This is a genomic window from Deinococcus sp. AB2017081, assembly GCF_034440735.1.
Lineage (GTDB): Bacteria > Deinococcota > Deinococci > Deinococcales > Deinococcaceae > Deinococcus > Deinococcus rufus.
Map to the genome: position 1 here is coordinate 2,941,280 of NZ_CP140098.1, position 26,232 is coordinate 2,967,511.

27 protein-coding genes are annotated in these 26,232 nt (G+C 70.7%); 6 read left to right on the forward strand and 21 right to left on the reverse strand.

The genetic code is table 11. From position 1 onward, the window contains the following. Positions 1-13: 13 nt before the first annotated feature. Positions 14-1,810, reverse strand: coding sequence for an asparagine synthase-related protein (locus U2P90_RS14305; protein WP_322472667.1), 1,797 nt, complete (start codon positions 1,808-1,810; stop codon positions 14-16). A 223-nt stretch (positions 1,811-2,033) separates the two neighbouring features. Continuing rightward, positions 2,034-4,643, reverse strand: a complete 2,610-nt coding sequence (gene secA / locus U2P90_RS14310) for a preprotein translocase subunit SecA (protein ID WP_322472668.1) — start codon at positions 4,641-4,643, stop codon at positions 2,034-2,036. A gap of 169 nt (positions 4,644-4,812) precedes the next feature. Here secA and U2P90_RS14315 point away from each other — a divergent pair, with 169 nt between their 5' ends. Next, on the forward strand, positions 4,813-5,274 hold the full coding sequence (locus U2P90_RS14315) for a hypothetical protein (RefSeq protein ID WP_295814827.1): 462 nt from the start codon (positions 4,813-4,815) through the stop codon (positions 5,272-5,274). Positions 5,275-5,416: 142 nt separating this feature from the next. Here U2P90_RS14315 and U2P90_RS14320 read toward each other — a convergent pair whose 3' ends face one another. From U2P90_RS14320 to ppgK, 3 genes are all read right to left on the reverse strand, one after another. Beyond that, complete coding sequence (locus tag U2P90_RS14320) at positions 5,417-6,595, reverse strand: amidohydrolase family protein (RefSeq protein WP_322472669.1); 1,179 nt, start codon at positions 6,593-6,595, stop codon at positions 5,417-5,419. 90 nt (positions 6,596-6,685) lie between these two features. Then, a complete protein-coding gene (locus U2P90_RS14325) occupies positions 6,686-7,420 on the reverse strand; it encodes a sporulation protein (RefSeq protein WP_322472670.1) in 735 nt (244 codons plus the stop codon). Between the two features lie 61 nt (positions 7,421-7,481). Then, positions 7,482-8,372 (reverse strand): polyphosphate--glucose phosphotransferase, encoded by an 891-nt coding sequence (gene ppgK, locus U2P90_RS14330; RefSeq protein WP_322472671.1) that lies wholly within the window; start codon positions 8,370-8,372, stop codon positions 7,482-7,484. A gap of 120 nt (positions 8,373-8,492) precedes the next feature. On the opposite strand from ppgK, the gene U2P90_RS14335 reads away from it, so the two are divergent. Both U2P90_RS14335 and U2P90_RS14340 read left to right on the forward strand, forming a co-directional pair. Next, complete coding sequence (locus U2P90_RS14335; RefSeq protein ID WP_295814815.1) at positions 8,493-9,116, forward strand: TetR/AcrR family transcriptional regulator; 624 nt, start codon at positions 8,493-8,495, stop codon at positions 9,114-9,116. A gap of 107 nt (positions 9,117-9,223) precedes the next feature. Then, positions 9,224-10,735 (forward strand): 2-phosphoglycerate kinase, encoded by a 1,512-nt coding sequence (locus U2P90_RS14340; protein ID WP_295814924.1) that lies wholly within the window; start codon positions 9,224-9,226, stop codon positions 10,733-10,735. Between the two features lie 51 nt (positions 10,736-10,786). Here the strand turns inward: U2P90_RS14340 and U2P90_RS14345 are convergent, their stop codons facing one another. The 4 genes from U2P90_RS14345 to U2P90_RS14360 all read right to left on the reverse strand — a co-directional run bounded on the left by U2P90_RS14345 (position 10,787) and on the right by U2P90_RS14360 (position 13,250). Beyond that, complete coding sequence (locus U2P90_RS14345; protein ID WP_295814812.1) at positions 10,787-11,203, reverse strand: organic hydroperoxide resistance protein; 417 nt, start codon at positions 11,201-11,203, stop codon at positions 10,787-10,789. A 79-nt stretch (positions 11,204-11,282) separates the two neighbouring features. Beyond that, on the reverse strand, positions 11,283-11,939 hold the full coding sequence (gene pdxH, locus U2P90_RS14350; RefSeq protein ID WP_322472672.1) for a pyridoxamine 5'-phosphate oxidase: 657 nt from the start codon (positions 11,937-11,939) through the stop codon (positions 11,283-11,285). Positions 11,940-12,016: 77 nt separating this feature from the next. Next, complete coding sequence (locus U2P90_RS14355) at positions 12,017-12,871, reverse strand: DNA-formamidopyrimidine glycosylase (RefSeq protein WP_322472673.1); 855 nt, start codon at positions 12,869-12,871, stop codon at positions 12,017-12,019. A gap of 58 nt (positions 12,872-12,929) precedes the next feature. Beyond that, positions 12,930-13,250, reverse strand: coding sequence for a putative quinol monooxygenase (locus U2P90_RS14360; RefSeq protein ID WP_322472674.1), 321 nt, complete (start codon positions 13,248-13,250; stop codon positions 12,930-12,932). A 44-nt stretch (positions 13,251-13,294) separates the two neighbouring features. On the opposite strand from U2P90_RS14360, the gene U2P90_RS14365 reads away from it, so the two are divergent. Then, entirely contained in the window at positions 13,295-13,957 is a 663-nt protein-coding gene (locus tag U2P90_RS14365; protein WP_322472675.1) for a pyroglutamyl-peptidase I, read from the forward strand. A 13-nt stretch (positions 13,958-13,970) separates the two neighbouring features. Here U2P90_RS14365 and U2P90_RS14370 read toward each other — a convergent pair whose 3' ends face one another. The 11 genes from U2P90_RS14370 to U2P90_RS14420 all read right to left on the reverse strand — a co-directional run bounded on the left by U2P90_RS14370 (position 13,971) and on the right by U2P90_RS14420 (position 23,083). Next, positions 13,971-14,261 (reverse strand): hypothetical protein, encoded by a 291-nt coding sequence (locus U2P90_RS14370; RefSeq protein ID WP_322474708.1) that lies wholly within the window; start codon positions 14,259-14,261, stop codon positions 13,971-13,973. Position 14,262: 1 nt separating this feature from the next. Beyond that, positions 14,263-14,655: a hypothetical protein gene (locus U2P90_RS14375; protein ID WP_322472676.1), complete on the reverse strand. Its 393-nt coding sequence runs from the start codon at positions 14,653-14,655 to the stop codon at positions 14,263-14,265. Then, entirely contained in the window at positions 14,652-15,146 is a 495-nt protein-coding gene (locus U2P90_RS14380; RefSeq protein WP_322472677.1) for a hypothetical protein, read from the reverse strand. The genes U2P90_RS14375 and U2P90_RS14380 overlap by 4 nt, the downstream gene beginning before the upstream one ends. A gap of 55 nt (positions 15,147-15,201) precedes the next feature. Further along, entirely contained in the window at positions 15,202-18,111 is a 2,910-nt protein-coding gene (locus U2P90_RS14385) for a transglutaminaseTgpA domain-containing protein (protein ID WP_322472678.1), read from the reverse strand. A gap of 8 nt (positions 18,112-18,119) precedes the next feature. Further along, a complete protein-coding gene (locus tag U2P90_RS14390) occupies positions 18,120-19,073 on the reverse strand; it encodes an AAA family ATPase (RefSeq protein ID WP_295814793.1) in 954 nt (317 codons plus the stop codon). A gap of 10 nt (positions 19,074-19,083) precedes the next feature. Then, on the reverse strand, positions 19,084-19,458 hold the full coding sequence (locus tag U2P90_RS14395) for a hypothetical protein (RefSeq protein ID WP_322472679.1): 375 nt from the start codon (positions 19,456-19,458) through the stop codon (positions 19,084-19,086). Further along, positions 19,455-19,889, reverse strand: a complete 435-nt coding sequence (gene mce, locus U2P90_RS14400; RefSeq protein WP_322472680.1) for a methylmalonyl-CoA epimerase — start codon at positions 19,887-19,889, stop codon at positions 19,455-19,457. The genes U2P90_RS14395 and mce overlap by 4 nt, the downstream gene beginning before the upstream one ends. A 35-nt stretch (positions 19,890-19,924) precedes the next feature. After that, positions 19,925-20,437 carry a DUF4442 domain-containing protein gene (locus tag U2P90_RS14405; protein ID WP_322472681.1) on the reverse strand — a complete coding sequence of 171 codons (513 nt, stop codon included), beginning with the start codon at positions 20,435-20,437 and terminating at the stop codon, positions 19,925-19,927. A gap of 113 nt (positions 20,438-20,550) precedes the next feature. Further along, positions 20,551-21,126: a DUF402 domain-containing protein gene (locus U2P90_RS14410; protein ID WP_322472682.1), complete on the reverse strand. Its 576-nt coding sequence runs from the start codon at positions 21,124-21,126 to the stop codon at positions 20,551-20,553. Next, positions 21,123-21,713, reverse strand: a complete 591-nt coding sequence (locus U2P90_RS14415; protein WP_322472683.1) for a phosphoribosylglycinamide formyltransferase — start codon at positions 21,711-21,713, stop codon at positions 21,123-21,125. The genes U2P90_RS14410 and U2P90_RS14415 overlap by 4 nt, the downstream gene beginning before the upstream one ends. Continuing rightward, complete coding sequence (locus U2P90_RS14420) at positions 21,710-23,083, reverse strand: dipeptidase (protein ID WP_322472684.1); 1,374 nt, start codon at positions 23,081-23,083, stop codon at positions 21,710-21,712. Before U2P90_RS14420 ends, U2P90_RS14415 begins: the two co-directional genes overlap by 4 nt. A 125-nt stretch (positions 23,084-23,208) precedes the next feature. Between U2P90_RS14420 and hspR the strand changes: the two genes are divergently transcribed. Next, the gene (gene hspR, locus U2P90_RS14425; protein WP_295814771.1) at positions 23,209-23,913 is read left to right on the forward strand and encodes a heat shock protein transcriptional repressor HspR, fused homodimer type; all 705 of its coding nucleotides are present in this window, start codon (positions 23,209-23,211) and stop codon (positions 23,911-23,913) included. Next, positions 23,910-24,749, forward strand: coding sequence for a metallophosphoesterase (locus tag U2P90_RS14430; RefSeq protein WP_322472685.1), 840 nt, complete (start codon positions 23,910-23,912; stop codon positions 24,747-24,749). The genes hspR and U2P90_RS14430 overlap by 4 nt, the downstream gene beginning before the upstream one ends. A 37-nt stretch (positions 24,750-24,786) precedes the next feature. Here the strand turns inward: U2P90_RS14430 and U2P90_RS14435 are convergent, their stop codons facing one another. Then, on the reverse strand, positions 24,787-25,743 hold the full coding sequence (locus tag U2P90_RS14435) for an AfsR/SARP family transcriptional regulator (protein WP_322472686.1): 957 nt from the start codon (positions 25,741-25,743) through the stop codon (positions 24,787-24,789). Positions 25,744-26,232 lie beyond the last annotated feature (489 nt).

The following is a 26,232-nucleotide window of genomic DNA, read 5'->3' on the forward strand; positions in this document are numbered from 1 at the left end:
CGGTTCGGCCGACTCAGTCGCCAGCCGGGGCGGAGTACGTGGGGCGTGGGGGACGATCCGGGCCACCTGCAGCCACGCGGCGCATCGGGGCGGGACGCGACTGCACGATCTGGTCGGCCTCACGCAGGGTCAACAGACGCATCAGGAAGGTCGCGTGGTCGACGTGGCCGATCCGCAGGCCCGGGACGCCCAGCACGCGGGTGCCGAGCGGGGTGCGGCGCAGTCGGCCCAGATGGGTGCGCAGCCCCGCCTTGAGCACGGCCTGCCGGGTGGGGTGCCGCAGGCCGCCCAACAGCGTGCGGATCAGGCCGGGATCCAGCAACTCGTCCACACGGCTGGGGCGCCGGGCAACGCTCTGCTCCACGTCCACCCGCTGCCCGATGAGTTGTGCGTTCCAGTCCGGCTCGTAGCCCTGGCGGCCGGCGATCGGCACCCGCACCAGCTGCGGATCGAGATGCATCAGGGCCGCCCGGAACAGGGCCTTGTCCGCCAGGGCGGGGAGCGGCACACGGCCCAGGAACTCCAGCACCTGCGAGTCCAGGAACGGGGTATGGACGCGCGCCGCCCGTCCCGCGTAGCACTCACGCCACGGCAGCAGCACGTGGGGCAGGTGCTGGTCGAGCATCAGCATCAGATCACGCTGCGCCGGATGATCCCAGTTCAGGGTGCGTACCGTGATCATGTCCAGTTCCGCCTGCCACGCGTCACGCAGGGTGGCATAGTGGCCGGCAGGGACGTGATCCCGCAGCCACGCCAGCGGTGAGAAGCCGGTCAGGTGGTGGTTCTTGAGCTGTTCTGGCACGGTCTTCAGGGGGTGGGTGCACAGCTCGAAGGGCTGCTCGCCCGTGAACACGTCCGTGGGGGCCAGGGTCGTCAGCAGTGCCCACGCGTCGGCCTCGTCACAGAAGTGGGTCACCCCCTGCCCCCACTGCGCATTGTGCCGCACCGTGGAGAGCAAGTTGCCTCCGTAGGCACTGATCGTGGTGTGCTGCGCTCCATAGTGCCGGGCCAGCTGCGCCGCCACGCTGGAGTCCGTCCCCCGCCCCGGCGCCCCCAGGGCGTACGAGAAGGTATGCAGGTCCCGGCCAGTCCCAGACAGCATGCTCAGCAGTCCACGGGAGTCGTAGCCGCCACTGAGCGACAGATGCAGCGGGCCGGCCGTCGCGGGCACGCGCCGCAGGGTGGCCTCGCGCAGCAGGGCCGCCAGGTCCCGCGTCAGCGCCTCGGTGACGCCGCCCGTCAGGGGGCCGGGAGCGAACGTCCAGTATTCGGTGCACTCCAGCCGGTCGCGCCCGAGCAGCGCGACGGTGGCGCGGGGCAGCGCCCGCACCCCGTGGTGCAGGGTCAGACCGCCGAACATGGTACCGGTGGCCAGGTAGGCCGCCACGCCGGCCGGATCGAGCGGGCGGGGATGGAATCCCGGCCAGTCCGCGCGCGTGGCGAGCACCACATGGTCACCATCGTGGGCGGCATACAGCCGGTGCGACCCGACCCGATCCGTGAAGACGCGCACCGTACCCAGCTGTGCGTCGAGCACCAGCAGGGTGTACGCCCCTTCCAGAACGCGTCCCAGCGCCGCTCCATGCTGGCGGTACAGGGCGGGGATCGCCGTCACGTCCGTGCCGTACAGGTGGCCGTGCAGCAGCGAGACCACACCGGACGCCGCACAGACGCACCGGTGCGCGCCCTCCATGCTGACGTGAACCTGCCACGGGCCGATCTGGAGGGGGCCGGTCAGATCCGCCGGCACGGCGGTGTCCACCGCCGCGTGCGGAACCCAGTCGAGCTGGACACCGAAATCAGTGGGCATGGCGAACCGCCGCGTGTCCGGAACGGCAGGACCCCGCCTGCGCACCGGTCAGATAAGGACGCTGGGACATGGCTCACGGTATGGATCCGGCCCGGACACCACTCTGACAGAAACCCCGTCCAGCACGGCCCCCAGTGGCCCCCCCTGGCGGGGGCAGGACGCGGCAGAACGGGACGGGGGGCGGCCCAGACACCGGCCGCCCCCCGTCGTGATTCCGGCTGGCCTACGCGGCGCCGCCGAACTGCATGCGGAAGATGAACTTCGTCACCTCGGCCTTCAGCGTGTCGATCATGTCGTTGAACATGTTCGTCGCCTCGAACTTGTACTCGGTGAAGGGGTCGCGCTGGCCGTAGCCGCGCAGGCCGATGCCCTGCCTGAGCACGTCCATACCGTGCAGATGCTCCTTCCAGTGCTGGTCCACGACCTGCAGCAGCACGTAGCGCGACAGCGAGTTCAGCATGGTCGGGCTCAGTTCCTCGCGGCGGGCGTCGAAGGCGTCCGCAACAGCCTGCAGCATGGCGTTCTGCGCATCGGCAGGGCTCATGGCCCGCAGCGATTCGAAATCGAAGCCCTCCAGCTGCGGTACGGCATCGATCACGGCCGTGCGCAGGCCGTCGATATCCCAGGTGTCGGCGTTCTGGTCGATCGGCAGGTGGGTCGCGAGCTGCATGTCGACGAAGTCCGCGATCATGCCCTCGGTCGATTCCTCGACGTCCGCGTCCGGCCCGAGCAGCACCTCGCGGCGCTGGGCATACACGGTGTCGCGCTGCTTGCTCATCACGTTGTCGAACTCCAGCAGCTGCTTGCGGGTGCTGAAGTTGCGGTCTTCCACGCGGGCCTGCGCCTTCTCGATGGCCCCCGTGACCATTTTGGCCTCGATCGGCTGGGTGTCGTCCATGCCCAGCCGATCCATCATGGCGACCACGCGGTCGTTGGCAAACAGGCGCATCAGGTCGTCCTCAAAGGACACGTAGAAGCGGCTGCTGCCGGGATCGCCCTGGCGGCCGGCACGCCCGCGCAGCTGGTTGTCGATCCGGCGCGACTCGTGGCGCTCGGTGCCGATGATGTGCAGCCCGCCGAGTTCCTGCACGCGGGTGTGGTCGGCGATGGTGTCGCGGTGCAGCTGCTGCGCCTGAGCGATGAACTCCGGCGTGATCCCGGGGATCAGCAGCCCGAGTTCCGCCGCCTGCGGGTCGTCGCGGCTGACCGCCTTGATGAAGTTCTCGGCCTCGGGCGAGAAGCGGCTGATGCCGAGCTGCTGCTCGATGGCCTCCCCGATGATGAACTCCGCGTCGCCGCCGAGCTTGATGTCGGTGCCGCGCCCGGCCATGTTGGTCGCGATGGTGACGGTGCCCGACCGGCCCGCCTGCGCGATGATGCTCGCCTCCTGCGCCTCGAACTTGGCGTTCAGCACCGAGTGCGGAATCTGCGCGTCCTGCAACAGGCCGCTGAGCTGCTCGCTGGTCACGATGCTGGCCGTCCCGATCAGGATCGGGCGCCCCAGGGCATGCATCTCGCGCACTTCTTCCACGACCGCGCGGTACTTGCCGAGCTTGGTGCGGTACACCAGATCCTCGGCGTCCTTGCGCACCACGGGGCGGTTGGTGGGGATCACCAGCACGTCGCTGCCGTAGATGTCGAGGAACTCCTTCTCCTCGGTCTTGGCCGTGCCGGTCATGCCCGAGAACTTGCGGTACAGACGGAAGAAGTTCTGGTACGTGATCGTCGCGAGCGTCTGGTTCTCGTTCTCGATCTTCACGCCTTCCTTGGCCTCGATCGCCTGGTGCAGGCCCTCGCCGTAGCGGCGGCCGGGCATGCTGCGGCCCGTGAACTCGTCGATGATGATGACCTCGCCCTCGGCGTTCACGATGTAGTCCTTCTCGCGGTGGTACAGCTCGGACGCGCGGATCGCCTGGGTGATCATGTGCGCCTTGTCCATGTTCTCGGGGCTGTACAGGTCGTTCAGGGAGAGCAGGCGCTCGATCTTGGAGATGCCGGCCTCGTTGATGTGCACCTGCTTGCCCTTCTCGTCGATGGTGTAGTCCTCGGTCGCCTCGGCGCGCACCCCCGGTTCGGCGGGCAGGCCCTTTTTCAGGCGGCGGATCAGCTTGGCGTACACGTAGTACAGATCGGTCGCCTTCTCCGCCGCGCCCGAGATGATGAGCGGCGTGCGGGCCTCGTCGATCAGGATCGAGTCCACCTCGTCCACGATGGCGAAGTTCAGGGGCGTGTCGGCGCGCAGCACCAGCGCCTCGCGGCTCTGGGCCATGTTGTCGCGCAGGTAGTCGAAGCCCAGTTCACTGTTGGTGACATAGGTGATGTCGCAGCCGTACGCGGCCTGCTTCTCGTGTGGCTGCAGCTCGCGGTTGGCGAGACCCACGGTGAGCCCCAGCGTGCGGAACAGCAGCGAGTTCTCCTCGGCGCCCACGCGCGCCAGGTAGTCGTTCACGGTGACGAGGTGGCAGCCCTTGCCCTCCAGAGCATTCAGGGCCAGGGCCAGGGTCGCCACCAGGGTCTTGCCCTCGCCGGTGCGCATCTCGGCGATGCGGCCCTTGTGCAGGGCGTAGCCGCCGATGAGCTGCACGTCGTAGTGCCGCTTGCCGATGGACCGGCGGCCCGCCTCGCGGATCAGGGCGAAGGCCGGCACGACCACGTCGTCGAGAGACTTGCCGTCCTCCTGAACCTGACGGCGCAGTTCCATGAACGCGGCGGCCAGATCCTCGACCTTCCTCGTCTCGTCTTCCAGGGCGTTCACGGGCTGCACGATCGTCTTCACGATCTGTGCGACGTCCCGCTGGTTGGTATCAAACATTTTGTTCAGGACACGGAACATGACACGCGAGTATACCGCCCGCAGCCTGACCGGAACGTCACGATTTCAGTGAGACGTGCGAAAGCAACCTGAGCGCGGGCGACTCAGCCTGGGCGGCCCGGCCGGCAACCCGCCGGAGCACGGTGCCCAGGATGTGTGCACCCTCATCTGCGGCCCGTATGCTGCCTCCATGTACCGTCTTGCCCTGCTGACGCTGCCCCTCCTGGGGGCGTGTGCCCCCCTGAACGCCATGCTCGCCGACCGCGACACGAACGGCCCGGCGCCGCGCCGCGCCGGCCCGCTGGTCGTCGGACAGACGTGGACCGTCAGCGGACTGGTCGACGGCCGCTCGGTCACCTCCACCATCTCGATCCGGGATCTGGTCGATGTCCCCGGCGGCAGTGGCAGCGTGAACGCCAGCGATCAGATCACCGCCTTCGAGCGGAGTCAGGCGGGCTTCACCGTCGCCGACTTCGACCGCAGCCGGCGGGTGGCCCGCTTCCGCTGGGTCGGCGAGGGCGAGGGCATCACCTACACCTGCCGCGTGATGGAGGCCGCCGCCAGCCCCCTGCGCGGCGAACTGACCTACGAGCGGCTGGGCAAGGCCGTCGCCAACGGCACCTGCGAGGCCGTCCTGAGCCAGACGCCCTGAGCCAGATACCCTGAGCAGCCGGCTCGCGTTCCGGAGGTCGGCCACCGGAGGCCGTGCACGTGGCGGCTGATGGTGCGGCGACCGTGGCCATGAGCGGCCTGTCGGCCCTGCCGGCGCCCCTACACCGCCGACTGGATGGCGTCTAGCCCTCGGCCGCCGCCGTCTCCCAGACATAGGCGTCGCGCCACACCTCTCCCCGCCGCAGGAACGGTGCCTGGCGACCGAGCACGCGGTTGCCCCCCTTCACGGCCGCCCGCACGATCACACGGGGATCGAGATTCGGGTACAGCGTCCGGGCAAACGCCACGTCGTCGCGCACGTCCAGCGATCCCCCGCTGGCGACGGAGTCGGTTCCCAGCGCCACCTCCACCCCCACCGCCGCGAAATCCGTCCATGGAAACGCGCCGCACTCCAGATGATGGTTGCTGCGGGGGCACGTCACCACCGCACACCCGGCCCGTGCCACCCGCGCAATGTCGTCCGCAGTGACGTTGACCATGTGGATCAGCGTGGGCGCGTGCCGCAGCACTCCCAGCTCGTCGAGGTAGCGCACCGGGGTCAGGCCGGGTTCCGGCTCCCGACCGATGATCTGGGCGAAGGTGTCGGGCGTGAAGGGCTTGAGGCGGTGTTCCCACAGCGGCCCCGCGCCGGTGGCGAACAGTTCCGGCTCGCTGGGATGTTCGGCCACGTGGATCTGCACGGGCAGCCCCTCGCCCGCCGCGTAGTCCATGACCAGCCGCATCAGCCGGTGACTGACGGTGAACGGCGTGTGGGGCGTGAGGCCCAGGCGCACGCGGTCCGGCAGGCCGCGCCGCCGCCAGCCCTCGATGCGCGCCCGCACCGCCGCAAACCGGTCGTCGGCCTGCTCCGGGAAGGCCCCCAGCACCTCAAAGTACACAGTGCCCGAGACGTCGTCCCGATCCAGCAGGGCGTCCATCACCTCCGGCGCCCACACGATGTCACCCACGCCGCCCGTACCCAGTCCCGCCAGCGTATCCGCGCCCGCCTGCGCGCCTGCCACGCCGCGCAGGTCGCGCTGGGCCACGACCACCTCCGGCAGCCAGCGGAAGTAGGGCAGGGCCTGGAAGGCGTAGGCGCTCATGTCGAGGTGTGTGTGCGCGTTCACGGGCGGCGGCGCGATCACGCCCCCCACGTGCTCCACGGTGGCGTGCGGGTAGGCGCGGCGCAGGTCGTCCGGCGATCCGGTCGCGGCGATGGTCTCCCCCACCACGACCACCCCGCCCGGCGCGTGCCCGCCGCCCACGCCGGTGTACAGCACGTCGCAGGTCAGCAGCCGGGGCGTGAAGGCGTCAGCAGTCATGCCGGCATGCTAGGGCAGGGGCAGAGAACGAAACGCGACCGTGAGATTGAACATCTCGCAGTCGCGTCAGCACCAGTGACGGCGTGCTCTCTACATCAGTGCCCGGATCCGTGCTTCCAGTTCGCGGGCCACGGCGTCCTGACCCTGGGCCAGCGTGCCGGCCGACAGGTGCCAGCGGCCGCGCTGCTCGAACTCGCTGGTGAACAGGGCGGCCATGCCGGTGGCGCGGCGGTCGACCTCCAGCATGACGTCCAGGCCGCCGCCCGACGGGAGCATCATCATCTCGATCTCGCTGATCCGGTACTGCCCATAGGGAGGGCGGAACGCCAGTTCCTGCACGATGTGGCCGTGGTGGTACTCGACCTCGCTGGAGGCGAGCTGGAAGCCCAGGCGCTGCGCGGCCCCGATCAGGGTCTCCTGCTCGCGGCTGGGCAGGATCTGGAGGTGGTCCTGGTCGCCCGGGTCGGCCGCGCCGGCGATGTCGGCGTCGGTCGCCAGCCACACCTGAGTACCCGGCAGGCTCAGGGGCGTGTTGTGCGGCACGGGCACGCTGAACGGGAACTCGCGGGTCTCGCCGGGGCGCAGGTCGAAGCCCGGCACCACCGGCTGCTTCGAGAGCTGGTGGGTCATGTAGCTGTCCTCGTGGCGGTAGCGCGTGGCGATGCCGAGGTTGATCCGCTCGATGCGCTGATCCACGCTGCCGCCCTGGATCACGACCACGCCGCTCACGGCCTCCCCGATCCTCACCGACGTGCTGTTCACGCGGGCGTCCACGCGGGCTCCTCCCACTCCGACGGCGGCCATCATTCTCTTCAGGAATCCCATACGCATCACGGTACGGGGCAGCCCCGTGCCGGGTTCCCGGAGGGCCGAGCGGGCGGCTCCCTCAGCGTTTCGGGGCGGCCTTCTTGCCCGCGGCCACCTTGGCCTTGCCCGACGGCGCCGCCTTCTTCGAGGCCAGGGTCGGATCGGCGCGCAGCTTGCGCGGCACGGTGGCCTGACCGATCACCGGGCCAGCCGGCCGGGTGGTGCGCCCGCGGGACTGCGCGGCCATCATGGCGGCCCCGACGATCCCGGCCTCGTTCTGGAGCTGGGCGGGCACGACGCGGCTGCGGCCGAGCTGCAGGTGCGGCAGCCACTTCTCCGGACGCTTGCTCACGCCGCCGCCGATGATGAACAGATCCGGGCTGAACAGCAGTTCCAGATGTTGCAGGTATGTGCTCACGCGCTTGCTCCACTGCTTCCAGTTCAGGTCGTCGAGTTCGCGGGCCCGGTCCGAGGCCCAGGTCTCGGCATGCTTGTCGCGCAGCCACAGGTGCCCGAGCTCGGTGTTGGGGATCAGCGTGCCGTCCTGGATCAGGGCGCTGCCGATCCCGGTGCCGAAGGTCAGCACCAGTACGGTGCCGGGGACACCCGCCCCCGCCCCGAATCTCGCCTCGGCGAGCCCGGCAGCGTCGGCGTCGTTGATCAGGTGGACGTCGTGGCCGGTGGCGTCGGTGAACAGCGTGTCGGCGTCCAGCCCGATCCAGCCCTTGTCGACGTTGGCGGCACTCAGGGTATGCCCGTGCTGGACGATGCCCGGAAACGTCACGCCGACCGCACCGGGCAGCGCGAAGTGATCGACGAGCTGCCGGACCACGTCCCGGACGTCCTCGGGCCGGGCACCGTCCGGCGTGGGAATGCGGACGCGCTCGGTCTGGAGCTGTCCGGTGGTGGTGTCCACGGGTGCGCCCTTGATACCACTGCCGCCGATGTCGATGCCCAGGATCACGCTCATGATCCCCAGCCTACGGCACGCGGCCGGACGGCGTGTCAGGCGGGCCGGACGGATCCGTCCGGCCGCCGCGCTTTCTTGGACGTGGTGTAATTTTGAACCGGTCGGTATAACATGAGAGCAATGGACTCCAGCTCCCTGCGCGAACGACAGAAGGAACGGCGGCGTGCCCGCATCTACGGGGTGGCCATCGAGCTGTTCAAGCGCGGCGGCTTCCAGGCGACCACGGCGACCGACATCGCCCGCGCCAGCAACGTCTCGCGGGGCACCTTCTTCAACTACTACCCCTACAAGGAGGCGGTGCTCCTCGACTACGGCAGCGAGGTCATGGATCGCCTGCGCGACCACGCGGACCTCCGCCTGCGCGAGGGAGCCGCGCCCCTGACCGTGCTGTACGAGGTCTGGGACCAGCTGGCCGACCAGAACACCACCGAGCGCGACCTGTTTCCGCCGCTGGCGTACGAGGTGCTGAACCCCAACCCGGAACGTGCCCGCACGGCATACCAGGCGCTGCCCCTGAGCAAGGTCATCGAGATGATCCTGCGGCCGCTGCACCAGGCGGGACAGCTGCGCACCGACCTGAGCCTCCAGCGCGTGAGCAACCTGATCGCGGACACCTACCTGATGGTCGCGCTGCGCTGGGCCGCGTACGGCACGGACCGTCCCCTCAAGGAGGAGATGCGCCTGGCGCTGAACCTGCTGCTGGACGGTGCGGTCAGCCGCGATCCGGCGCCCACGCGGCCCTGACGCGACCAGTGAAACGTCGTTCCTGACAGGGATCTGTCAGGCGGCGGGGGTACACTACCCCCCAGCAGCGCAGGGCGCGTCTGACATCACACCGGAGGTTCACTGCCATCACCCACCCCGACCTGCGCATCGGCACGGCCCGCCACGCGTTCCCGTTCAGCCGGGGGCTGATCGTCGAATCCCTCGTGAACGCCGGCGCACCGGCCGGAGAGGCGGCCGCGGCCGCACGGCGCGTCGAGCAGCAGCTGCGGCTGGCGCGGCGCACGCTGGTGACTGCCGACGAACTCCAGGCGCTGATGGTCGAGGTCGCCCAGGACGTGAGTGGCGAGACCGTGAGCACGGAGGCGGCGCGGCAGACCCCGGCGTTCGTGGATATCCAGGTCACGGCGAAGAAGGGCAACCTGCCGTTCAGCCGGGGGGTGCTGGCCCGCACCCTGGAGGACACCGGCCTGACCGGGCGCGAGGCCTACGCGACGGCCAGCGCCCTCGACGTGCAGTTCCGGCGCAGTGGAGTGCGCCACCTGAGCGCCGATGAGATCGACAACCGCACCGAACAGATGCTGGAGGACACCTACGGCCCCGCCCTGCGCCAGACGTACCGCTACCTGCGGCGCAACCGGGGCAAGCTGGGGGTGCAGGGCAGCGACGACAGTGCGCCCACGCCCTTTTCCAAGGGCATCCTGGCCCAGTCCATGCTGGCAGCCGGGGTCGCTCCCGACGTGGCCCGCCGGGTGGCCCGGATCACACAGCGCGACCTGCGCGGCAGTGACGACCGCGTGGTGCGCAGCCGCGTGATCCGCGAGAAGGTCGAGCGACTGCTGCGCGACGAGGTCGGGCCGGACATCAGCGCCCGCTACCGGCTGCTGCGTGTGATCCGCCGCCCGCCCCGCCCGGTGATCGTGCTGCTGGGCGGCGTGAGCGGCACCGGCAAGAGCTTCCTGGCCGCCGAGATCGCGTACCGGCTGGGGATCGCGCGGGTGGTCAGCACCGATTCCATCCGGGAGGTCATGCGGGCGATGGTCTCGCCGGCCCTGCTGCCGACCCTGCACGCCAGCACCTTCAGCGCGTGGGAGGCGCTGCTGCCGCCTGGCACCGCCCGCCCGGAACAGCCCGGCCGCGCCGCGCTGCTGGCCGGCTTCCGGGATCAGGTGCAGCAGGTCAGCGTGGGTCTGAACGCCGTCGTGCAGCGCAGCGTGCAGGAGGGCAGCAGTCTGGTGCTGGAGGGGGTGCATCTGGTGCCCGGGTACCTGCGGGCCGAGGCCTTCGAGGGTGCCCTGGTGATTCCCATGCTGGTCAGCCTGCCCGACGAGCAGGAGCACCGCCGGCACTTCCAGTCCCGCGACGCCGAGACGGCCGCGAGCCGCCCCATGCACCGCTACATGAAGTACTTCCGAGAGATCCGCATGATGCAGGAGGAGCTGGAAGACCTGGCCCGCAAGCAGGACGTCCCGCTCCTCGACGGCCTGACCCTGGACGAGAGCGCGGATCAGGCCGTCGACGTGGTACTGCGCCGCGTGATGGTCGCCCTGACGCCACAGGAACGCGCAGCCCTGCTGGGCGACGACGGCAGTGAGCCCACCCTGGACGCCCGGGACGTAGCCGGCAGTCCCGGCCGCTGAGGTTCGCCGAACCGGGCGAAGCTCCACCACCGGAGCCCGCCGCGCCGGCGATCAGACCACGCTGAGCCGCACGTCCACATTGCCGCGCGTGGCGACGGAATATGGGCAGACCTCGTGGGCCGCGTGCATGAGTTCCAGGCCCTGTTCGGGGCTCAGGGCAGGAAAATGGCCGACGAGTTCCACGTCCAGACCGAAGGACAGCCCGGCCCGCTGGAGCCCCACCCGCGCCGTGACGGTCGTCCCGTCGCCCAGGTCGAGCTTCTGGCGGCGGGCAATCACGCCCAGGGCACCCTGGAAGCACGCGGCGTAGCCTGCCGCAAACAGCTGCTCGGGGTTCGTGCCGGGGCCGTCGTCGCCGCCGATACTGGCGGGCACGCTGAGGCCCAGATCCAGGCGACCGTCGGTGGACTTCGTGTGTCCGGCGCGGCCACCGGTGGCGACAGCTTCTGCGGTATAGAGGTTGCTCACCGTATGAGGATGCCGCGCCGCCACACCCGTGTACAGCAGCGCAGGCTACACGCACCGGGTTCCTGCGCCGGGAACACGCTCAGGGCATCAGGCGGTCGATGTTCCAGCCGATCTGCTGCCCGCCCTCCTGCCGGGTGTAGCGGAACCGGTCGTGCATGCGGTTCTCGCGGCCCTGCCAGAACTCCCACTCCTGCACGTGCACGCGGTAGCCGCCCCAGAAGATCGGGCGGGGAATGACGGTGCCCTCCGGGTACTGCGCCGCCAGCGCGGCGGCCTTCGCGTCCAGCGCCGCCCGGTCAGATATGGGGGCACTCTGCGGGTCGCTGGCGTGCGCGGCGAGCTGCGAGTCGCGCGGCCGGACGTGGAAATAGGCGTCGGCCTCGGCGTCGGGCACGCGGGTCACGGCACCGGAGGCCCGCACCTGCCGCTCCAGTGGCCCCCATACGAACAGCACTTCGGCGTGCGGGTTCGCGCCCAGGTCATGGCCCTTGTGCGACTCGAAGTTGGTGTAGAAGGTCAGTCCCTCCGGACTGGCCCCGCGCAGCAGCACAGTCCGTACCGACGGCCGCCCGCTGGCCGACGCCGTGGCCAGCTGCATGGCATACGGCTCCAGCAGCTCGGCCCTCAGCGCCTCGTCCAGCCAGCCCTGGAACTGCGCCAGCGGATCAGGATTCAGGTCGGCGCGGCGCAGCTCGGCACGGGCGTAGGACACGCGCATGGCGGTGAGGTCAGTCATATGCGCCTCCGCTCTGCGGCTCTGCGAGTCCGGCGCGCGGACGGCTGATGGCAGATGGCGGAAGGCCAGACCGTCGATCAGTCATCTGCCTTCCGCCTTTTGCCTTCTGCACGCAGCACCTGGCACGTCGGGCAGGAGTGCGTGCCGCGCTGGGCCAGCACGGTCTTGACGATGTCGGTGCCGCAGCGGGGGCAGGGGGTGCCCTCCTGGCCGTAGGCGTGGTGCTCGTGCTGGTACGCGCCGGGCACGCCGTCGTGCTGGCGGTAATTGCCGACACCGTCGCCCAGGGAGCTGCCGCCGGCCTCCACGGCGCGGCCCATCACCTCACGGATGGCGCGGTACAGGCGCCTGCCCTCGGCAGCGGTCAGGCGGGTCTGGGCGGGGTGGATCCTCGCCTCCCACAGCGCCTCGTCGGCATAGATGTTGCCCACGCCGCTCACGGGCTTTTGCGACAGCAACCACGGCTTGACCGCGCCCGCGACTCGTGCCAGCGCCACGAACTCCGCCTCCCGGAAATCGTCCGAGAGGGGTTCCGGCCCCATGGCGGCCAGGGTCGGCATGCCCGCGTATTCGCCGGGGCGCACGACGGCCATCTTGCCGAAGCGGCGGGCGTCGTCGAAGTGCAGGGTGCCCGCGTCGGTCTCCAGCACCACGCGGGTGTGCTTCCCGCTCTCCAGCCGGAAGCCCCCGGTCATGCCCAGGTGGACGATGAATTCCAGATCGTGGGGATCGTCCTCGGCAGCATCGGCGGCGGCCAGCTGCAGCATCAGGTACTTGCCCCGGCGCGACAGGCCCTGCACGCGGCGGCCCACGGCCAGGTGCGTGTCGCGGTACTTGTGTGGCGCGTCGTGGGTGACGCTCAGGATGGTGCGGCCGCGCAGCAGCGGCTCGATCTTGCGGCGGGTGGTCTCGACTTCCGGCAGTTCCGGCATACGGGCAGCATAGGCCGGGCCGGGCGGGCCTGCCGGGTGCAGTGTGACGGTTCCACGGTCAGCCGCCCACCTCCACGTCGGACAGCAACGTGACCTGCGGGGCTTCCAGGAACCACGTGGCGGCCTTCGCACGGTACGCCTGATAGTGCGGCGAGTCGCGGTGGGCCTGCACGGCGTCCAGGTCGCGATAGCGCTCCTGCACATGGAAGCGCACCATGCCGTCCGGGGTCTGTTCGCGCAGCAGGTCGTAGCGCCGGTTGCCGGGTTCCTGGCGCGTCTCACGCACCATGATCCGCAGCTCGGCCTCGACCTCGGCGACGTGCTCGGGGTGCGGGGTGATGATGGCGTGAACCGTCACGGCCTGCGGGTCGGCACTCATGCGGGACAGGCTAGCGCCTGGGCTGTCCCCGCTATGCTCCGCCCATGCCCACGCTGCTGCTGACCGGGTTCGAGCCCTTCCACACGCACCCGGACAATCCCAGTGCCCACGCGGCAGGGGCGCTGGACGGCATGGAGATCGGGGAGACGCACGTGACCTCGGCGCTGCTGCCGGTGGAACCGCACGCGGCGGGCCGGGCGCTGGACGCCCTGCTGGACACCCACCGCCCGGACGCCGTGCTCATGACCGGACTGGCCGCCGGCCGCCCCCACGTGACGCTGGAGCGTGTGGGCCTGAACGTCATGGACTTCCAGATTCCCGACAACGCCGGCGCCACGTACCAGGACGCCCCCGCGTGCCCCGAGGACGGCGCTCCTCCCGCGTACCTGAGCACCCTGCCGCTGCGGGCGATCCTGGCGGCATGGCACGCGGCCGGGATTCCGGGGCACATCAGCAACACGGCCGGGCTGTACGTGTGCAACTTCGTGCTGTACCACGCCCGGCACCGGCTGGCACAGGCCGGGCGGGGACACGTGCCGTGCGGCTTCCTGCACGTGCCGGCGAACGCGGCGGTGGCGCTGGCGTGGCCGGCCGACCGCCCTCCCCTGCCCTACCTGCCGCAGCCGGAGATCACGCGGGCGGTCGAGATCGCGGCGCGGACGGTGGTGCAGGATGGGCACGCCCCCGCCCTGCCACGCCCGCGCTGAGCGTCCGTCCCGGTTACGGAAATGGGGCGCGGCCCGGCACCCATGTGCCCTGCGGGCCGCCCGCCCAGTGCCACTCGCCGGGGCCGGGGTGGGTTGCCAGCGACCGACGCACCTGCTCCAGCGGCACGCGGCGGGCGAAGCGCGTGCGGGCATGCCACGCCGAGAGCGCGTCCGCGTGGCCGACGCCGCGCACGACCAGCCACGCGCGGTTCACAGCGAGATCGTACAGAGCGTCCGGCACGGCTCCGGCCGGACGCTCTCCGGCTGGGCTGGGATCGGTCAGGAAGGGCCGCTCGGTGGGCACGTCACGCACGGCGTTCGGTGGGCGCCAGGGCAGCGATCTGGCCGGCGTGCCACGCGGTGTGCCGGGCATTCACCCGTAGCAGACCCGCGACGGTGAACGTGCGGCCTGCATGCGCCACGGCCACGTCCAGCGCCTCCGGCCGCAGTGACCGGGCAGCCTGGACTTCCCACGTCATCAGGCGCGTCAGGCCGGCGTCGTCGGGCGGGGCGGGGGTGCCGGTGGCGGCAGCAATCACTGTCCAGTACTCATGTTTGGTGGCCCGCAGGTGGGTGGTCAGCCAGCCCACGCGGGGGTGCGGTTGCCCGTCGATGAGCGCCAGGGCCGCCTGTACGCTCTCCCAGGGGTCGTGGTTCGCCTCGTCCAGCAGGGTCGCCAGCGCGTCCGGGGTGGTCATGACAGCCGGAACGTGTCGCCGTCGCGGATCAGGCGGCCCGCGCCCACCAGGCGGGTGGTCACGGTACGGGCCTGCTCGGCGCTCAAGGGGCTGCGCTCGCTCAGGTCACCCAGCGTGAAGCGGCCCCCGTTGCGGTGGGCGAAGCGCTCGACCATGCGTTCCTGGGCGCTGACGGCCGGCGCAGTGGCCTGTACGGCGAACACCCGCCACACCAGCACGCCCACGGCGATCCCTACCAGCACGGCCAGCGGGATCAGGCGGGCGGCCAGCGCCGGGTCGCCCACCTGGGTGCCCACTGCCGTCAGGTAGTCGCGGGCGGCCTGCACGGCGGCGCTGTCGGCCCCGGACTCGGTCAGGCGGCGCAGCGCTCCACGGGCCCGCAGGTAGGTCATGACGCCCCCCAGGTCGCCACGCACGAAGGCGGCGGCATACGCGATCAGGGCCGCCGAACATCCGGCGATCACGGACAGGAAGGTACGCGGCGCGTTCACCCGACCATGCTACGGGATGGGCAGCGGGGCAACTGCGATCAGGGCTGCTCCCCCGTCACGCCGTGCGGGACGGCCGCCGAACGCGCCGCACCGCCGCCCGCAGATCCCGCAGGGCCGCCGCCGGGTCGCCCGGCGCGTAGCGGGCCGCGTGGTAGGCGTGCAGCACGTCCTCGAGTGCTGGGCCGGTCGTGGGCCACACCCCACGCACCCGGGCGGCATAGGCGGTGGGGGTCTCGCCGGGATCGCGTGGTACCCGCAGGCGCACGGTCAGGTCGTGCAGGGCGCGGGCCGCCGGATCGCGGGGCCTGGACGCGCGGCGCCGCCACAGGGCAGCGGGCAGCAGCGCCAGCGCCAGCAGCGCCAGCAGCGCCACGCTGTAGCGGGCACCGCCCACGTCGCCCAGCCCGACGCGGGCCAGCAGGGACTGCTGCCGCTCGCCGCCGTAGCCGATGACCAGATCGTCCCAGCGGTTCTGCACGGCGTCCAGGCGCAGTTGCAGGCGGGCCAGCGCGCCTGGGGCCGGCGCAGTGGTCGCCAGGGGGCTGTCCAGCGCGGTCTGCACGTCGGCGTTCACGCGGGCCGGCGCGATCAGGGCGGTCGGATCGACGCGTACCCAGCCCTGGCCCGCCAGCCACACCTCGCTCCACGCATGTGCGTCCTGCTGCCGGACGATCAGGTAGCCGCCGTCCGGGTTGAACTCGCCGCCCAGGTAGCCGCCCACGATCCGTGCCGGAATCCCGGCCGCCCGCATCAGGAACGTGAAGGCGCTGGCGTAGTGCTCGCAGAAGCCCTGCTTGGCGCCCCACAGGAAGGCGTCCACCCGGTCGCGCTGGGGCAGGGCGGGGGGCGACAGGGTATACGTGAACCCGCCCTGCTGCAGGTAGGTCAGGGCCGCCTGCACCCGGTCTTCGGGCTCCAGGGTGCGCCACGTGGCGGCCAGGGCCACGGCCCGTGGGCTCTCGCCGGCGGGCAACGTCAGGTCATAGCGCAGGCGCTCGCCGGACTCGCGCACGCCCAGGCGGGCCTGCCGGCTCTGCACGGTCAGGCGCTGCCGGGTCGCGGGGGGACGCAGCATGATCACCTGGAAATTGGTGGTCAGGAAGGTGCCGGTCGGGAGGGTCACCGGCGCGTCCAGCACGGGCAGCCACGGACTGCTGCTCGGTTCCATGGTCAGGGTATAGATCCACTGTGGCCCGCTGACATCCACACTGGCCGACGTGCCGCCCTGCCGCACCTGCCGCCAGCGCTGGCCGTCGTAGGCCTCGTAGACCGGGCCGCGCCAGTAGCGGTCTGCGACGGGCGGCACCGGTCCCTGGAAGTCTGCCCGGAACGCCACGGCCCGGCTCTGCGCGAGGTCGCTGTACTCCCCGGCGGTGATCTCGTTGGCCAGTCCGGTCGTCGCCCGGCCCTGCACCGACAGGTGCCACAGCGGGCCGGACGGGCGGGGAAACAGCACGAACAGCGTCAGGGCCAGCGGCATGGCCAGCGCCATCAGGACGCCGGCGTGCCGGGCCGCGCGGCCCTCCGGGAGCACCGTCTCATTGGGGGCGGTCACGGTCCAGCGGGCGGCGGCGGTCAGCAGCACCCACGCCGCCAGGACACTGTGCAGTGCGGTCAGCGGGCCCTGGCCGAAGAAGTAGTGGGTACTCGCCACGAACAGCGCCAGCAGGATCAGCAGGTTGGCGTCCCGGCGGGTGCGGGTCTCGGCCGTCTTCAGGGCCGCCAGCAACGCCAGCAGCGCGGTGCCGGCATCCCGACCGAGCAGCGTGCCGTAGGTGCCCGCCAGCAGCGCGGCACTCACACCGGCAACCACGCCCAGCACCCACGTGGGGATGGCGGCACGCCCCCGCTGCATCCGCCAGTCCGTGTGAAGGAGCAGGCCCGCGATCAGGGCCGTCACCCACCACGGAGCACGCAGCGCGGCGGGGGCCAGGGCGAACGCCAGGGCGATCACGGTGGAACGCATCGCAGCGGCGTTCAGGCCCACCGGGGCCGAGGTACGCCCCACCCTGGACGTGAACGGCGGAGGCAGCGGAGTCACCCCGGCCAGGGCGTCGAGGGCACGCTCGGCGTGGGCATCGCCGGCTCCTGCGGGCACGGTCAGCCCCGGGACGCGCAGCGCATACGGTGTCCCGGACGCCCGCAGCGTGGCGATCCACGCGGCCAGCCGCGACACGCGCGCGTCGGGGGCACCGGCGCCACCGGTGTCGTGCCAGTCCAGCACGGTGGCCTCCCCGCCAGCCGCATCGGTCTCGCGCGTGAGCAGCGTGCCGGTGCGCGCCACGTGCCGCCACGACACCTGTCTGGGCGAGTCGCCCGGCGCATAGGGCCGCAGCCCCGCGAAGTCCTCATCTCCGGGAACCCGCCGGGCACCGGGGCCGGTGGCGGCGTGTGGACGGGCCGGCGGCGGAGGGGCCGACGGTTCCGGAGCGGGGTGAACCGGCACCTGCCAGCCGTCGGCGGACTCGGGCCGGAGGCGGAGACTGGCCTGCCAGATCGCCAGCGCGTCCAGGGCCCCGACGCGCACCGAGGTCAGGGTCAGCGCCCCCCGGAGCCGGGCCGGCACGGCGACCGACACCGGATGCATCGTGCCTGCCGGCACGCGGGCATTCACGTAGCGCGTGTCGCCCTGGCTGGTCTTCACGATCACGGCCAGTGCCGTGCTGCGGGCCGGCGCGGTCACGTAGACCGTGTACCGCGCCTCGCCGCCGGCGACGGCGCTGCGGGGGGCAACCACGCGCGCGCTCAGGCTGCGGGCAGCGCGGACGGCCTGGCCGGCGGTGACCACCCACACGCCGGCCAGCAGGAAGGTCAGGCCATACCCCAGGCTCAGATCGTAGTTCACGCAGCCGATCAGCGTCAGCAGGATCAGCAGCAGGTAGGACATCCCGAACTGCGTGAGGCCGAGCCGCAGCCGTGGACGGGGGGACAGGGCGGCGTCCGGGACGGTGGGGCGGGGAGCCACGGCGCGGTTCAGGGAATCGGCGTGCCGTGCAACACGCCGCGCAGCACCGCGTGGATGTCCGCCGCGTGTGCATCCCGCAGCGGCAGGCGGTGGGCCGCCAGCGCAGGGAACACGGCCTGCACATCCTCCGGGAGCACCATCTGCCGGCCGTGCAGGTACGCCCACGCCCGCGACGCCGCCAGCAGGGCCAGCAGCGCCCGGGGGCTCAGGCCCGCCGCCAGGGCCGGGTGCGTGCGGGTCGCGCGGGCCAGCAGCTGCAGGTAGTCCAGCAGCGGCGCAGCCGCGTGGACACGGGCGGCCTCGGCCTGCATGGCGAGCAGGGTGGGCGCGTCGAGTACGGCCGGCAGGTCGCGCACGGTCAGGCTGCGCCCCCCGCCCTCCAGCAGCTGCCGCTCGGCCGCCGGTTCCGGGTACCCCAGCGTGACGGTCATCAGGAAGCGGTCGAGCTGCGCCTCGGGCAGGGGACTGGTGCCCACGAAGGCGGCCGGATTCTGGGTGGCGATCACGAAGAAGGGCTGCGGCAGCGGTCTCGTCACGCCGCCCTCGGAGACCTGCCCCTCCTCCATGGCCTCCAGCAGCGCTCCCTGGGTGCGGGGCGTGGCGCGGTTGATCTCGTCGGCCAGCAGCACCTCACTGAAGACCGGCCCCTCATGGAAGCGGAAGGTAGAAGCAGCAGCGTCCCACACGCTCACGCCGGTCAGGTCGGCCGGCAGCAGATCGGCCGTGAACTGCACGCGCCGGAAGTGCAGGCCGGCGGTGCGGGCCAGGGCATGCGCCAGGGTCGTCTTGCCGACGCCGGGCTGATCCTCGATCAGCAGGTGTCCCCGTGCGAGCAGGCACGCCAGCGCGAGCCGCACCTGCCCGGATTTGCCCAGGATCACGTGATCGAGCTGGGCCAGTACGGCCGCCAGCAGGCCCGGGTGGTGACCGGCCAGAGGAGGGGCAGAGGTCACGGCGGTCATCGCCCGCAGCCTAGCGGGAGAAGTCTGACAAAACTGCGACGGTGCTGACCGGCTTCGCGGGCGTGGTCAGCGGAACGGGGCGGGCCCCCCACCACGCGCCGGGCACGGCCGCCAGCACCTCGGGCAACCACACGTGCAGCCCGATCTCGTGGCCGGGCACGAAGGCCAGATGCCACTGCCACGCCGCACTCCACCACGCGCACACCGCCACCGCCACCCCCCGGCGGCCGGTCGCACACGCCAGCGAGAAGCCCACCAGACCAAGCAGCAGCAGGTGCATCACCCGCTCGGCTCCGCCGGCGGCCCCGCCCCCGTGGAGCAGCTGCCAGTCCAGTGCCAGCAGCAGCAGCGCCGCCAGCACCCAGCGGCCACCGTTGCGCCTCACTGCGCGGCTCCGGCCGGGTGCTCGCCCCGGGGGTGCTCCACCAGCTCGATCAGGGTGCCCTGGCCCCACTTCGGGTGCAGGAAGGCCACGCGCGTCCCGGCGCGGCCCGGCGTGGGGGCGCTCCCCAGGAACCGCCCCCCCTCCGCCATCAGGCGCGTCATCTCGGCGTCCAGATCGGTCACGCGGTACGCGGTGTGGTGCAGGCCGGGGCCGCGCTTCTCCAGGAAGGCGGCAATGGGGCTGTCGTCACGGGTGGGCATCAGCAGCTCGATCAGCGTGTCGCCCACGTGGAACGCCCGCACCCGCACGCCCTGCGACGCCACGTCCTCGTCCGGCCCCTCGGGGTGCAGTCCCAGCGCCGTGTACGGAGCGCTGCCCACGTCGAGATCCGGAGTGGCGATGGCGACGTGGTCGAGTTGCGTGACCGGCATACGCGCACAGTACGGCATTTCCGCCGGGTTTGTCCTTAATTTCCGCGCGTGGACGGCATCAAACGTAGATACCACTGCGCAGTCGCCCGCATCACGTCCTTGTGTTCGCCGTCCAGCACGACAACGGTCACGGTCAGGCGTGCCCGGCCCTCGGCCGCGAAGGCGGTGTGAGCGTCTGCAAGGGTGCCGGGATCGATCTCAGCGCGGGCAGTGACGTTGCCCACAGCGCGGCCGACATAGTGGGTGTCCAGCTTCTCGATCAGCGGCACCGCCTGTCCCAGCTGCGCCGCGAAGACCCCGGCGAAGGCCGCGCCGCTCACGGCCTCGGCCAGCAGGAACTGTGCCCCGGCGTGGATGGTGCCCAGGTGGTTGCGGAACGGCGGCGTGTCTGCACACTCTCCGGTGGCCCAGCCCACGCCGACATCGGTGATGCGCACCCCCACGGTCGCGTTCATGGGAATGGCGTGCAGCGCGTGCTGGATGGCCGCCACAGCGGGCACGGGCAGGCGACGGGCTTCAGTCTGGGCAGCGGACAGGGGCTCGGACATGGATGACCTCCGGGTTTTTGAACTGAGTCCAAGTGTAGCGGAGGTGAGACCGTCCGGCGGTGGGCTCCGGTCACCCCCGCGTTGGTTTCCCCGGAGCCCACCGCCCCCGTCCGTCAGGTATACGGATCGCTCAGATACCGCCGCAGCACTGCCAGAGGGGCATAGGTGCCTTCCAGCAGCGCCGCCCGCACGTCCTGTGCCCGTGCCCACACGGCCTGCGCCTCCTGGGGCGTGACCAGACCGCCCTGCACGGCCGCCTCCAGATCCTCGGCGTCGATGATGTGCGCCTCGGTCACGCGCCCGGCCTGACCGTCACCATCTCCCCTGTTGCCCACGTGCCAGTCCCCGATCACGTCCAGGTAGGCGTCGTCCGTCCACGGCAGGCCATCCTCGCCCACCCCCTCGCCCACGTGGATGTCCACGTACACCTGTACCGGCACGCCACCCGCGTCCAGCATCGCGCTCAGGGCACTGCCGGTCACGCCGCTCTCCCCGGTCGGATGCACCCGCACCCAGCGGAAGCCGCTGTCCAGCACCCGGATCGTGCGGCCCCCGAACTCCACGTCCAGCGGGCGCGTGACCTCGTGGGCCACGTAGTCCACGATCACGTAGCCGGGCAGGTTCAGCACCGACTGCGAGTGCCGCGCCACCCGTGCCCACGGGCGCAGATCGAAGACCTTGCGTTTCATGTCGCAGTCACGGACGTGGCCAGCCCCCGCACGGCCCGCAGCATCAGGTCGCCCTCGACGGCCTGCACGCGGGCCTTCAGCGTGTCTAGCGTGTCGCCGGGCAGCACCGGCACCCGCGCCTGCGCCAGCACCGGCCCCTCGTCGATACCCTGCGTGACGAGGTGGACGGTCGCGCCGCTCTCGTCGTCGCCGCTGGCGAGCACGGCCTCGTGCACCCGGTCGCCATACATGCCGCGCCCACCGTGGCGCGGCAGCAGGCTGGGGTGGATGTTCACGACCCGGCCCGCGTAGTGGCCCAGCACACGCGGCCCGAGTTCGCGCATGTATCCGCTGAGCACCAGCGTGTCGGCCCCGGCGGCCGTCAGGGCCTCCAGAATGGCGCGGTCGAGGTCATCCGGAGCCGGATACCCCGCGCTGCTCAGGTGGGCCGTGCTCAGGCCCGCGTCCCGTGCCCACGCCAGGGCCGGCGAACGGCTGTTGTTGCTGATGAGCACGGCGGGCATGGCGGCCAGTTCCCCGGCGCGGCACGCGGCCGTGAGGTGCCGCGCGGCGCTCCCCCCGTGCGAGGCGAGGAATCCGAGCCTCAAGAGCGGCCCAGTTCCTCGAGGACGTACGCGCTGGTCAGGATGCCGTTCTCGAAGTCCTGTACGGCGAAACTCTCGTTCGGGCTGTGCGGGGCGTCCTCGTTCAGGCCGAGGTCCACGAACAGCACCTCGGTCTTCAGGATGTCCGCGAAGGCGGCCACGATCGGAATGCTGCCGCCGGTACGGGCAAAGACCGCCTCACGGCCATACACGCGCTTCAGGGCACGGTTCGCGGCGTGGATATACGGGCTGTCGGTGCGGAACTTCATGGGCTGGCCGCCATGGTGGTTGACCACCTCGACCTGCACGCCCTCGGGCGCGATCTGCGGCACGTACTCCTGGATCAGTCGGGTGACGCGTTCGGGATCCTGGCCCGGCACCAGCCGCATGCTGACCTTCGCGCCGGCCTTCGCCGCGATCACCGTCTTGCTGCCCTCGCCCTGGTAGCCGCCCCAGATGCCGTTCACGTCCAGCGTGGGCCGGCCCCAGATGCGCTCCAGCACGCTGTACCCGGCCTCGCCCGGCAGCGCGGACGCGCCGATGCTCGCGGCGAATTCCGCGTCGTCGTGGGGCAGCGAGGCCCACATGCCGCGCTCCTGCTCGGTCAGGGGCTCGATGCCGTCGTAGAAGCCGGGAATCGTCACGCGGCCGTGGTCGTCCTTGAGCTTTGCAATGATCTCGCACAGCGCATTGATCGGGTTGGGCGCGGCCCCGCCGTAGCTGCCGCTGTGCAGGTCACGGTTGGCTCCCTGCACGTGGATCTCCACGTAACTCAGGCCCCGGATGCCGTACGTGATGGTCGGCACGTCCGCCGCGAAGCGGCTGCCGTCGCTGATCAGGATGACGTCCGCCTTCAGCTCGTCGGCGTGCGCCTGCAGGTACGGGATGATGCTGGGGCTGCCGATCTCCTCCTCGCCCTCCAGCAGGAACTTCACGTTCACGGGCAGCGTCCCCTGCGACAGCAGCAGTTCCACCCCGCGCACGTGCGCGAAGGCCTGCCCCTTGTCGTCGGTGCTGCCGCGCGCGTAGATGCGGCCGTCCCGCACCTCCGGCTCGAAGGGCGGCGACACCCACTCCGAGAGCGGGGCCTCCGGCTGCACGTCGTAGTGGCCGTAGATCAGCACGGTGGGCTTCCCCGGCGCGTCGAGGCGCTCGGCGTACACGACCGGGTGCTTGGCCGTGGCGTCCACACGGGCCATGAACCCCAGCGACGACAGTTTGCTCTGGAGCCACTGTGCGGCCCGCACGACGTCCGCCGCATACGCCGGATCTGCACTCACCGACGGAATCCTCAGCAGGTCGAAGAGTTCCGAACGGGCGGCGTCGCGGTCGAGCCGGGAGGCCAGATCACCTGTCATGGGCGGGTTGGTCATGGTCCGGATGATAGTGCTCCCGGAACAGCGGCGTCCCGGCGGCCAGAACGCCGCGCCCACGGACAGGCCAGCCGTTCATACCGGCCGTCTCATCAATCCTGCCTCCCGTATACTCACGTCAGGTTATGGCCTCGGACTCCAAACATCGCCCGGTGTACGTGATTTCCGTGGCCGCAGAACTGGTGGATATGCACCCCCAGACGCTGCGGCTGTACGAACGCAAGGGCCTGATCCGTCCCGGCCGCTCCAGCGGCAAGACGCGCCTGTACAGCGAGCGCGACATCGACCACCTGCGCGAGATCCGCCGCCTGACCCAGGAACTCGGCGTGAACCTCGCCGGCGTCGAGGAGGTCATGCGCCTCCAGCACGAACTCGACGACCTCCAGGGTGAGTTCGAGGCCGAGATCGAACGCCTGGAGGACGAACTGCGCGGCCAGGCCCAGGCGCTCCCCGAGAGCGGCGCCCGCACCGACCCCCGGGATCGGCCGGTGTATGTCATCTCCATCGCGGCGGAACTGGTGGACATGCATCCCCAGACGCTGCGGCTCTACGAGCGCAAGCAGCTCATCCGCCCCGGCCGCAGCAGCGGCAAGACGCGCCTGTACAGCGAGCGCGACATCGAGCACCTGCGCGAGATCCGCCGCCTGACCCAGGAACTCGGCGTGAATCTCGCCGGGGTCGAGGAGATCATGCGCCTGCGGCACGAACTGGACGGGGCCCGCTCCAGCCTGGAGGGGAACGTGCGCCGCATCCAGGACGACCTGAGCGAGCGTATGACCCGCCTGCGTACCCTGCCCCCCGCGCCGGGCGAACCGGACGGCGACCCGTGACCCCCCTGTGGGTCGTCGGGGACATCCACGGTGCCTACGAGCCGCTGATCGGCCTGCTCAGAACGGCCGGCCTGATCGACCACGACGGGTCGTGGCAGGGTGGCACGGCCCACCTCGCGTTTCTCGGTGACTACGTCGACCGGGGGCCGCGCGGGATGGAGGTCATCCACCTGATCCGGCGGCTCACCGCCCAGGCCCACGAGAGTGGGGGGCACGTGACCGCACTGCTCGGCAACCACGAGGTCATGTTCCTCGCCGCGCAGCACTTCCGCGCCACCGATCCCGCCGACTCACTCGGGTTCCGCGAGTACTGGCGCAGCAACGGCGGCCAGGACAGCGACGCCGCCCAGCTCCAGATCACGGATCTGGACTGGCTGCGCGCCCGCCCGGCCCTCTCCCTGGCCGGCGACTGGCTGCTCATGCACGCCGACAGCACCTTCTACCGCCGGCTGGGCCGCACGCCAGACGCCGTCAACCGCTCGATCACCGCCCTCCTGCACGAGGACAATCCGAAGCTCTGGACGCGGTTCCTCAACCACTTCGCCGATCGGCTGGCGTTCGTGGATCCCGATGCCCCGGCCGTCGCCGCCGACCTCCTGCAGTCCTACGGCGGTACCCGGCTGGTGCACGGCCATACTCCCGTCTACGTCCTCCACGACGAACTGCAGCGACCCGGGAGCATGCCCGTCCCGCAGCCCATCACGTATGTCGGCGGCCAGTGCGTCGCGGTGGACAGCGGCATGGCCTACCTCGACGGAGCCGGCTTCATCGTGCGGCTGGACGACAGCGGCGTCGCGCAGGTCGTGACCCTGGACGACGATCTGGGCGACTTCTGAACCTCTCCAGCCGTGTGGTGGCGATTCACAGCGGTGTTCAGTTCATGCGCCGGTGACGCTCGGCCTCGAAGCGGGCGACCTCGGCGGCGCTGGAGACCTCCCGCGCCGTGTCCAGCCTCAGTTCCTCGGTCTCCATATCGGATGGATCAATGTCCAGGATGGCAGTCGCCAGCAGCACCACCCGCCGGTGCTCCCGGCCCAGCCGCGCTGCCCGCATCTCGCCGTGCAGTGATCTCAGCAGCGCCTCGCGGATGTGCACGCGCTGCTCATCGGCCCACTCGCTGCCCTCCAGGCCCGGCAGGAATTCTCCCTTGTACGCCGCCACCGCCGCTGGAAGCTGCCCGTTGGACACCAGCTGCAACACCCGCTGGCTGTCCAGGATCACCGTCGCCTTGCTGCTCAGGCGGTATTCCGGCGACTGGTGCGCCCCCTCGACCAGGATCACGTCGGAGCCGATCGACTCGCGGATATCCGAGATGCACTGCCGGAAATACGTGGCCGACTTCTTGGGGTCGCGATCCGGCCACAGATCCGTAATCACCGTCTGGCGCGTGCTGCGCGGGTGCATCGCCAGATAGGTCAGGACGGCCACGCTGCCCCGCACGCGCATGCTGCACGGCACGCCGTCACGCAGCACCAGTTCCTGCCCCAGCGTCATGACCTCCAGGCGCATGCCGCTGGTGAACAGGTCGTCGCGCATGTTGCCGCTCAGGTGTGACGCGTCCTCCAGCGCGGCCTCGAGCAGCGGCGCGAGGTTCGGATTCAGGCGGGCGAAGGCCAGCATTTCCTCGACCTCCCGCAGCTCCGGCGCAATGGTGGCGCGCGACTGGGCGCGGGGCTGACCGGCCAGTTCCAGCAGCGCTTCAGAGAGCAGGTCGGAACAACGCTGGAGATCGTTCATCCCGTAGGCCGCGTAGGCAGCGAGGAGCAGGGCACGGGTGGCGTCGACAAGTGCGCCGCGATTCAGGCTCTCATTTCTGATTTCGAGAAGCATTCTCAGAGCCCCTACGCTGTCCCCACGACGCAGTGTGAGCATCGCCAGGATTGTCCGGCTTGGAAGAGTCAGAGAAGGGTTCATGGTACGAAGGCGTCCCATGGCTCGGATAGCGAGGGCATGTTCTCCGACGCGGCTGTGATGATCCGCAAGCCGACTCAGCGCGTACTCCGCAACTCGAAGCTCACCCATCTGCTCACTCCTCTCCAAGAGGTTTTCGAGAAGGGATTGGTACTCTCCGTAGTCGCCAATCATGAGCATGAGAATTATCCGCCGACAGTCAAGGTGCAGTAACGTGTAAGTGTCCTGTAAGCGCTGTGCGATAGCTTGAGCTCGTCCAAGCGTTTCGTCAGCGACATCGTATTGGCCGCATTCACTTTGAACGTCTATTAGTGTGATCAGAGCGGCAAGGAGTGGTCTTTGATTGCTCTCCTGTGCCAGTACAGGCAAGGCCGAATCCAGTAATTTTATCGCAGTCGCATATTCGCC

What these genes read in the sequence shown, in the direction of transcription:
- U2P90_RS14420 (WP_322472684.1), bottom strand. Translation starts at nt 23,083, where the DNA reads ATGACCAACCCGCCCATGACAGGTGATCTGGCCTCCCGGCTCGACCGC.
- secA (WP_322472668.1), bottom strand. Translation starts at nt 4,643, where the DNA reads ATGTTCCGTGTCCTGAACAAAATGTTTGATACCAACCAGCGGGACGTC.
- U2P90_RS14305 (WP_322472667.1), bottom strand. Translation starts at nt 1,810, where the DNA reads ATGCCCACTGATTTCGGTGTCCAGCTCGACTGGGTTCCGCACGCGGCG.
- U2P90_RS14405 (WP_322472681.1), bottom strand. Translation starts at nt 20,437, where the DNA reads ATGTCCGAGCCCCTGTCCGCTGCCCAGACTGAAGCCCGTCGCCTGCCC.
- U2P90_RS14320 (WP_322472669.1), bottom strand. Translation starts at nt 6,595, where the DNA reads ATGACTGCTGACGCCTTCACGCCCCGGCTGCTGACCTGCGACGTGCTG.
- mce (WP_322472680.1), bottom strand. Translation starts at nt 19,889, where the DNA reads ATGCCGGTCACGCAACTCGACCACGTCGCCATCGCCACTCCGGATCTC.
- U2P90_RS14365 (WP_322472675.1), top strand. Translation starts at nt 13,295, where the DNA reads ATGCCCACGCTGCTGCTGACCGGGTTCGAGCCCTTCCACACGCACCCG.
- U2P90_RS14355 (WP_322472673.1), bottom strand. Translation starts at nt 12,871, where the DNA reads ATGCCGGAACTGCCGGAAGTCGAGACCACCCGCCGCAAGATCGAGCCG.
- hspR (WP_295814771.1), top strand. Translation starts at nt 23,209, where the DNA reads ATGGCCTCGGACTCCAAACATCGCCCGGTGTACGTGATTTCCGTGGCC.
- pdxH (WP_322472672.1), bottom strand. Translation starts at nt 11,939, where the DNA reads ATGACTGACCTCACCGCCATGCGCGTGTCCTACGCCCGTGCCGAGCTG.
- U2P90_RS14325 (WP_322472670.1), bottom strand. Translation starts at nt 7,420, where the DNA reads ATGGGATTCCTGAAGAGAATGATGGCCGCCGTCGGAGTGGGAGGAGCC.
- U2P90_RS14390 (WP_295814793.1), bottom strand. Translation starts at nt 19,073, where the DNA reads ATGACCGCCGTGACCTCTGCCCCTCCTCTGGCCGGTCACCACCCGGGC.
- U2P90_RS14410 (WP_322472682.1), bottom strand. Translation starts at nt 21,126, where the DNA reads ATGAAACGCAAGGTCTTCGATCTGCGCCCGTGGGCACGGGTGGCGCGG.
- U2P90_RS14315 (WP_295814827.1), top strand. Translation starts at nt 4,813, where the DNA reads ATGTACCGTCTTGCCCTGCTGACGCTGCCCCTCCTGGGGGCGTGTGCC.
- ppgK (WP_322472671.1), bottom strand. Translation starts at nt 8,372, where the DNA reads ATGAGCGTGATCCTGGGCATCGACATCGGCGGCAGTGGTATCAAGGGC.
- U2P90_RS14360 (WP_322472674.1), bottom strand. Translation starts at nt 13,250, where the DNA reads ATGAGTGCCGACCCGCAGGCCGTGACGGTTCACGCCATCATCACCCCG.
- U2P90_RS14335 (WP_295814815.1), top strand. Translation starts at nt 8,493, where the DNA reads ATGGACTCCAGCTCCCTGCGCGAACGACAGAAGGAACGGCGGCGTGCC.
- U2P90_RS14375 (WP_322472676.1), bottom strand. Translation starts at nt 14,655, where the DNA reads ATGACCACCCCGGACGCGCTGGCGACCCTGCTGGACGAGGCGAACCAC.
- U2P90_RS14435 (WP_322472686.1), bottom strand. Translation starts at nt 25,743, where the DNA reads ATGCTTCTCGAAATCAGAAATGAGAGCCTGAATCGCGGCGCACTTGTC.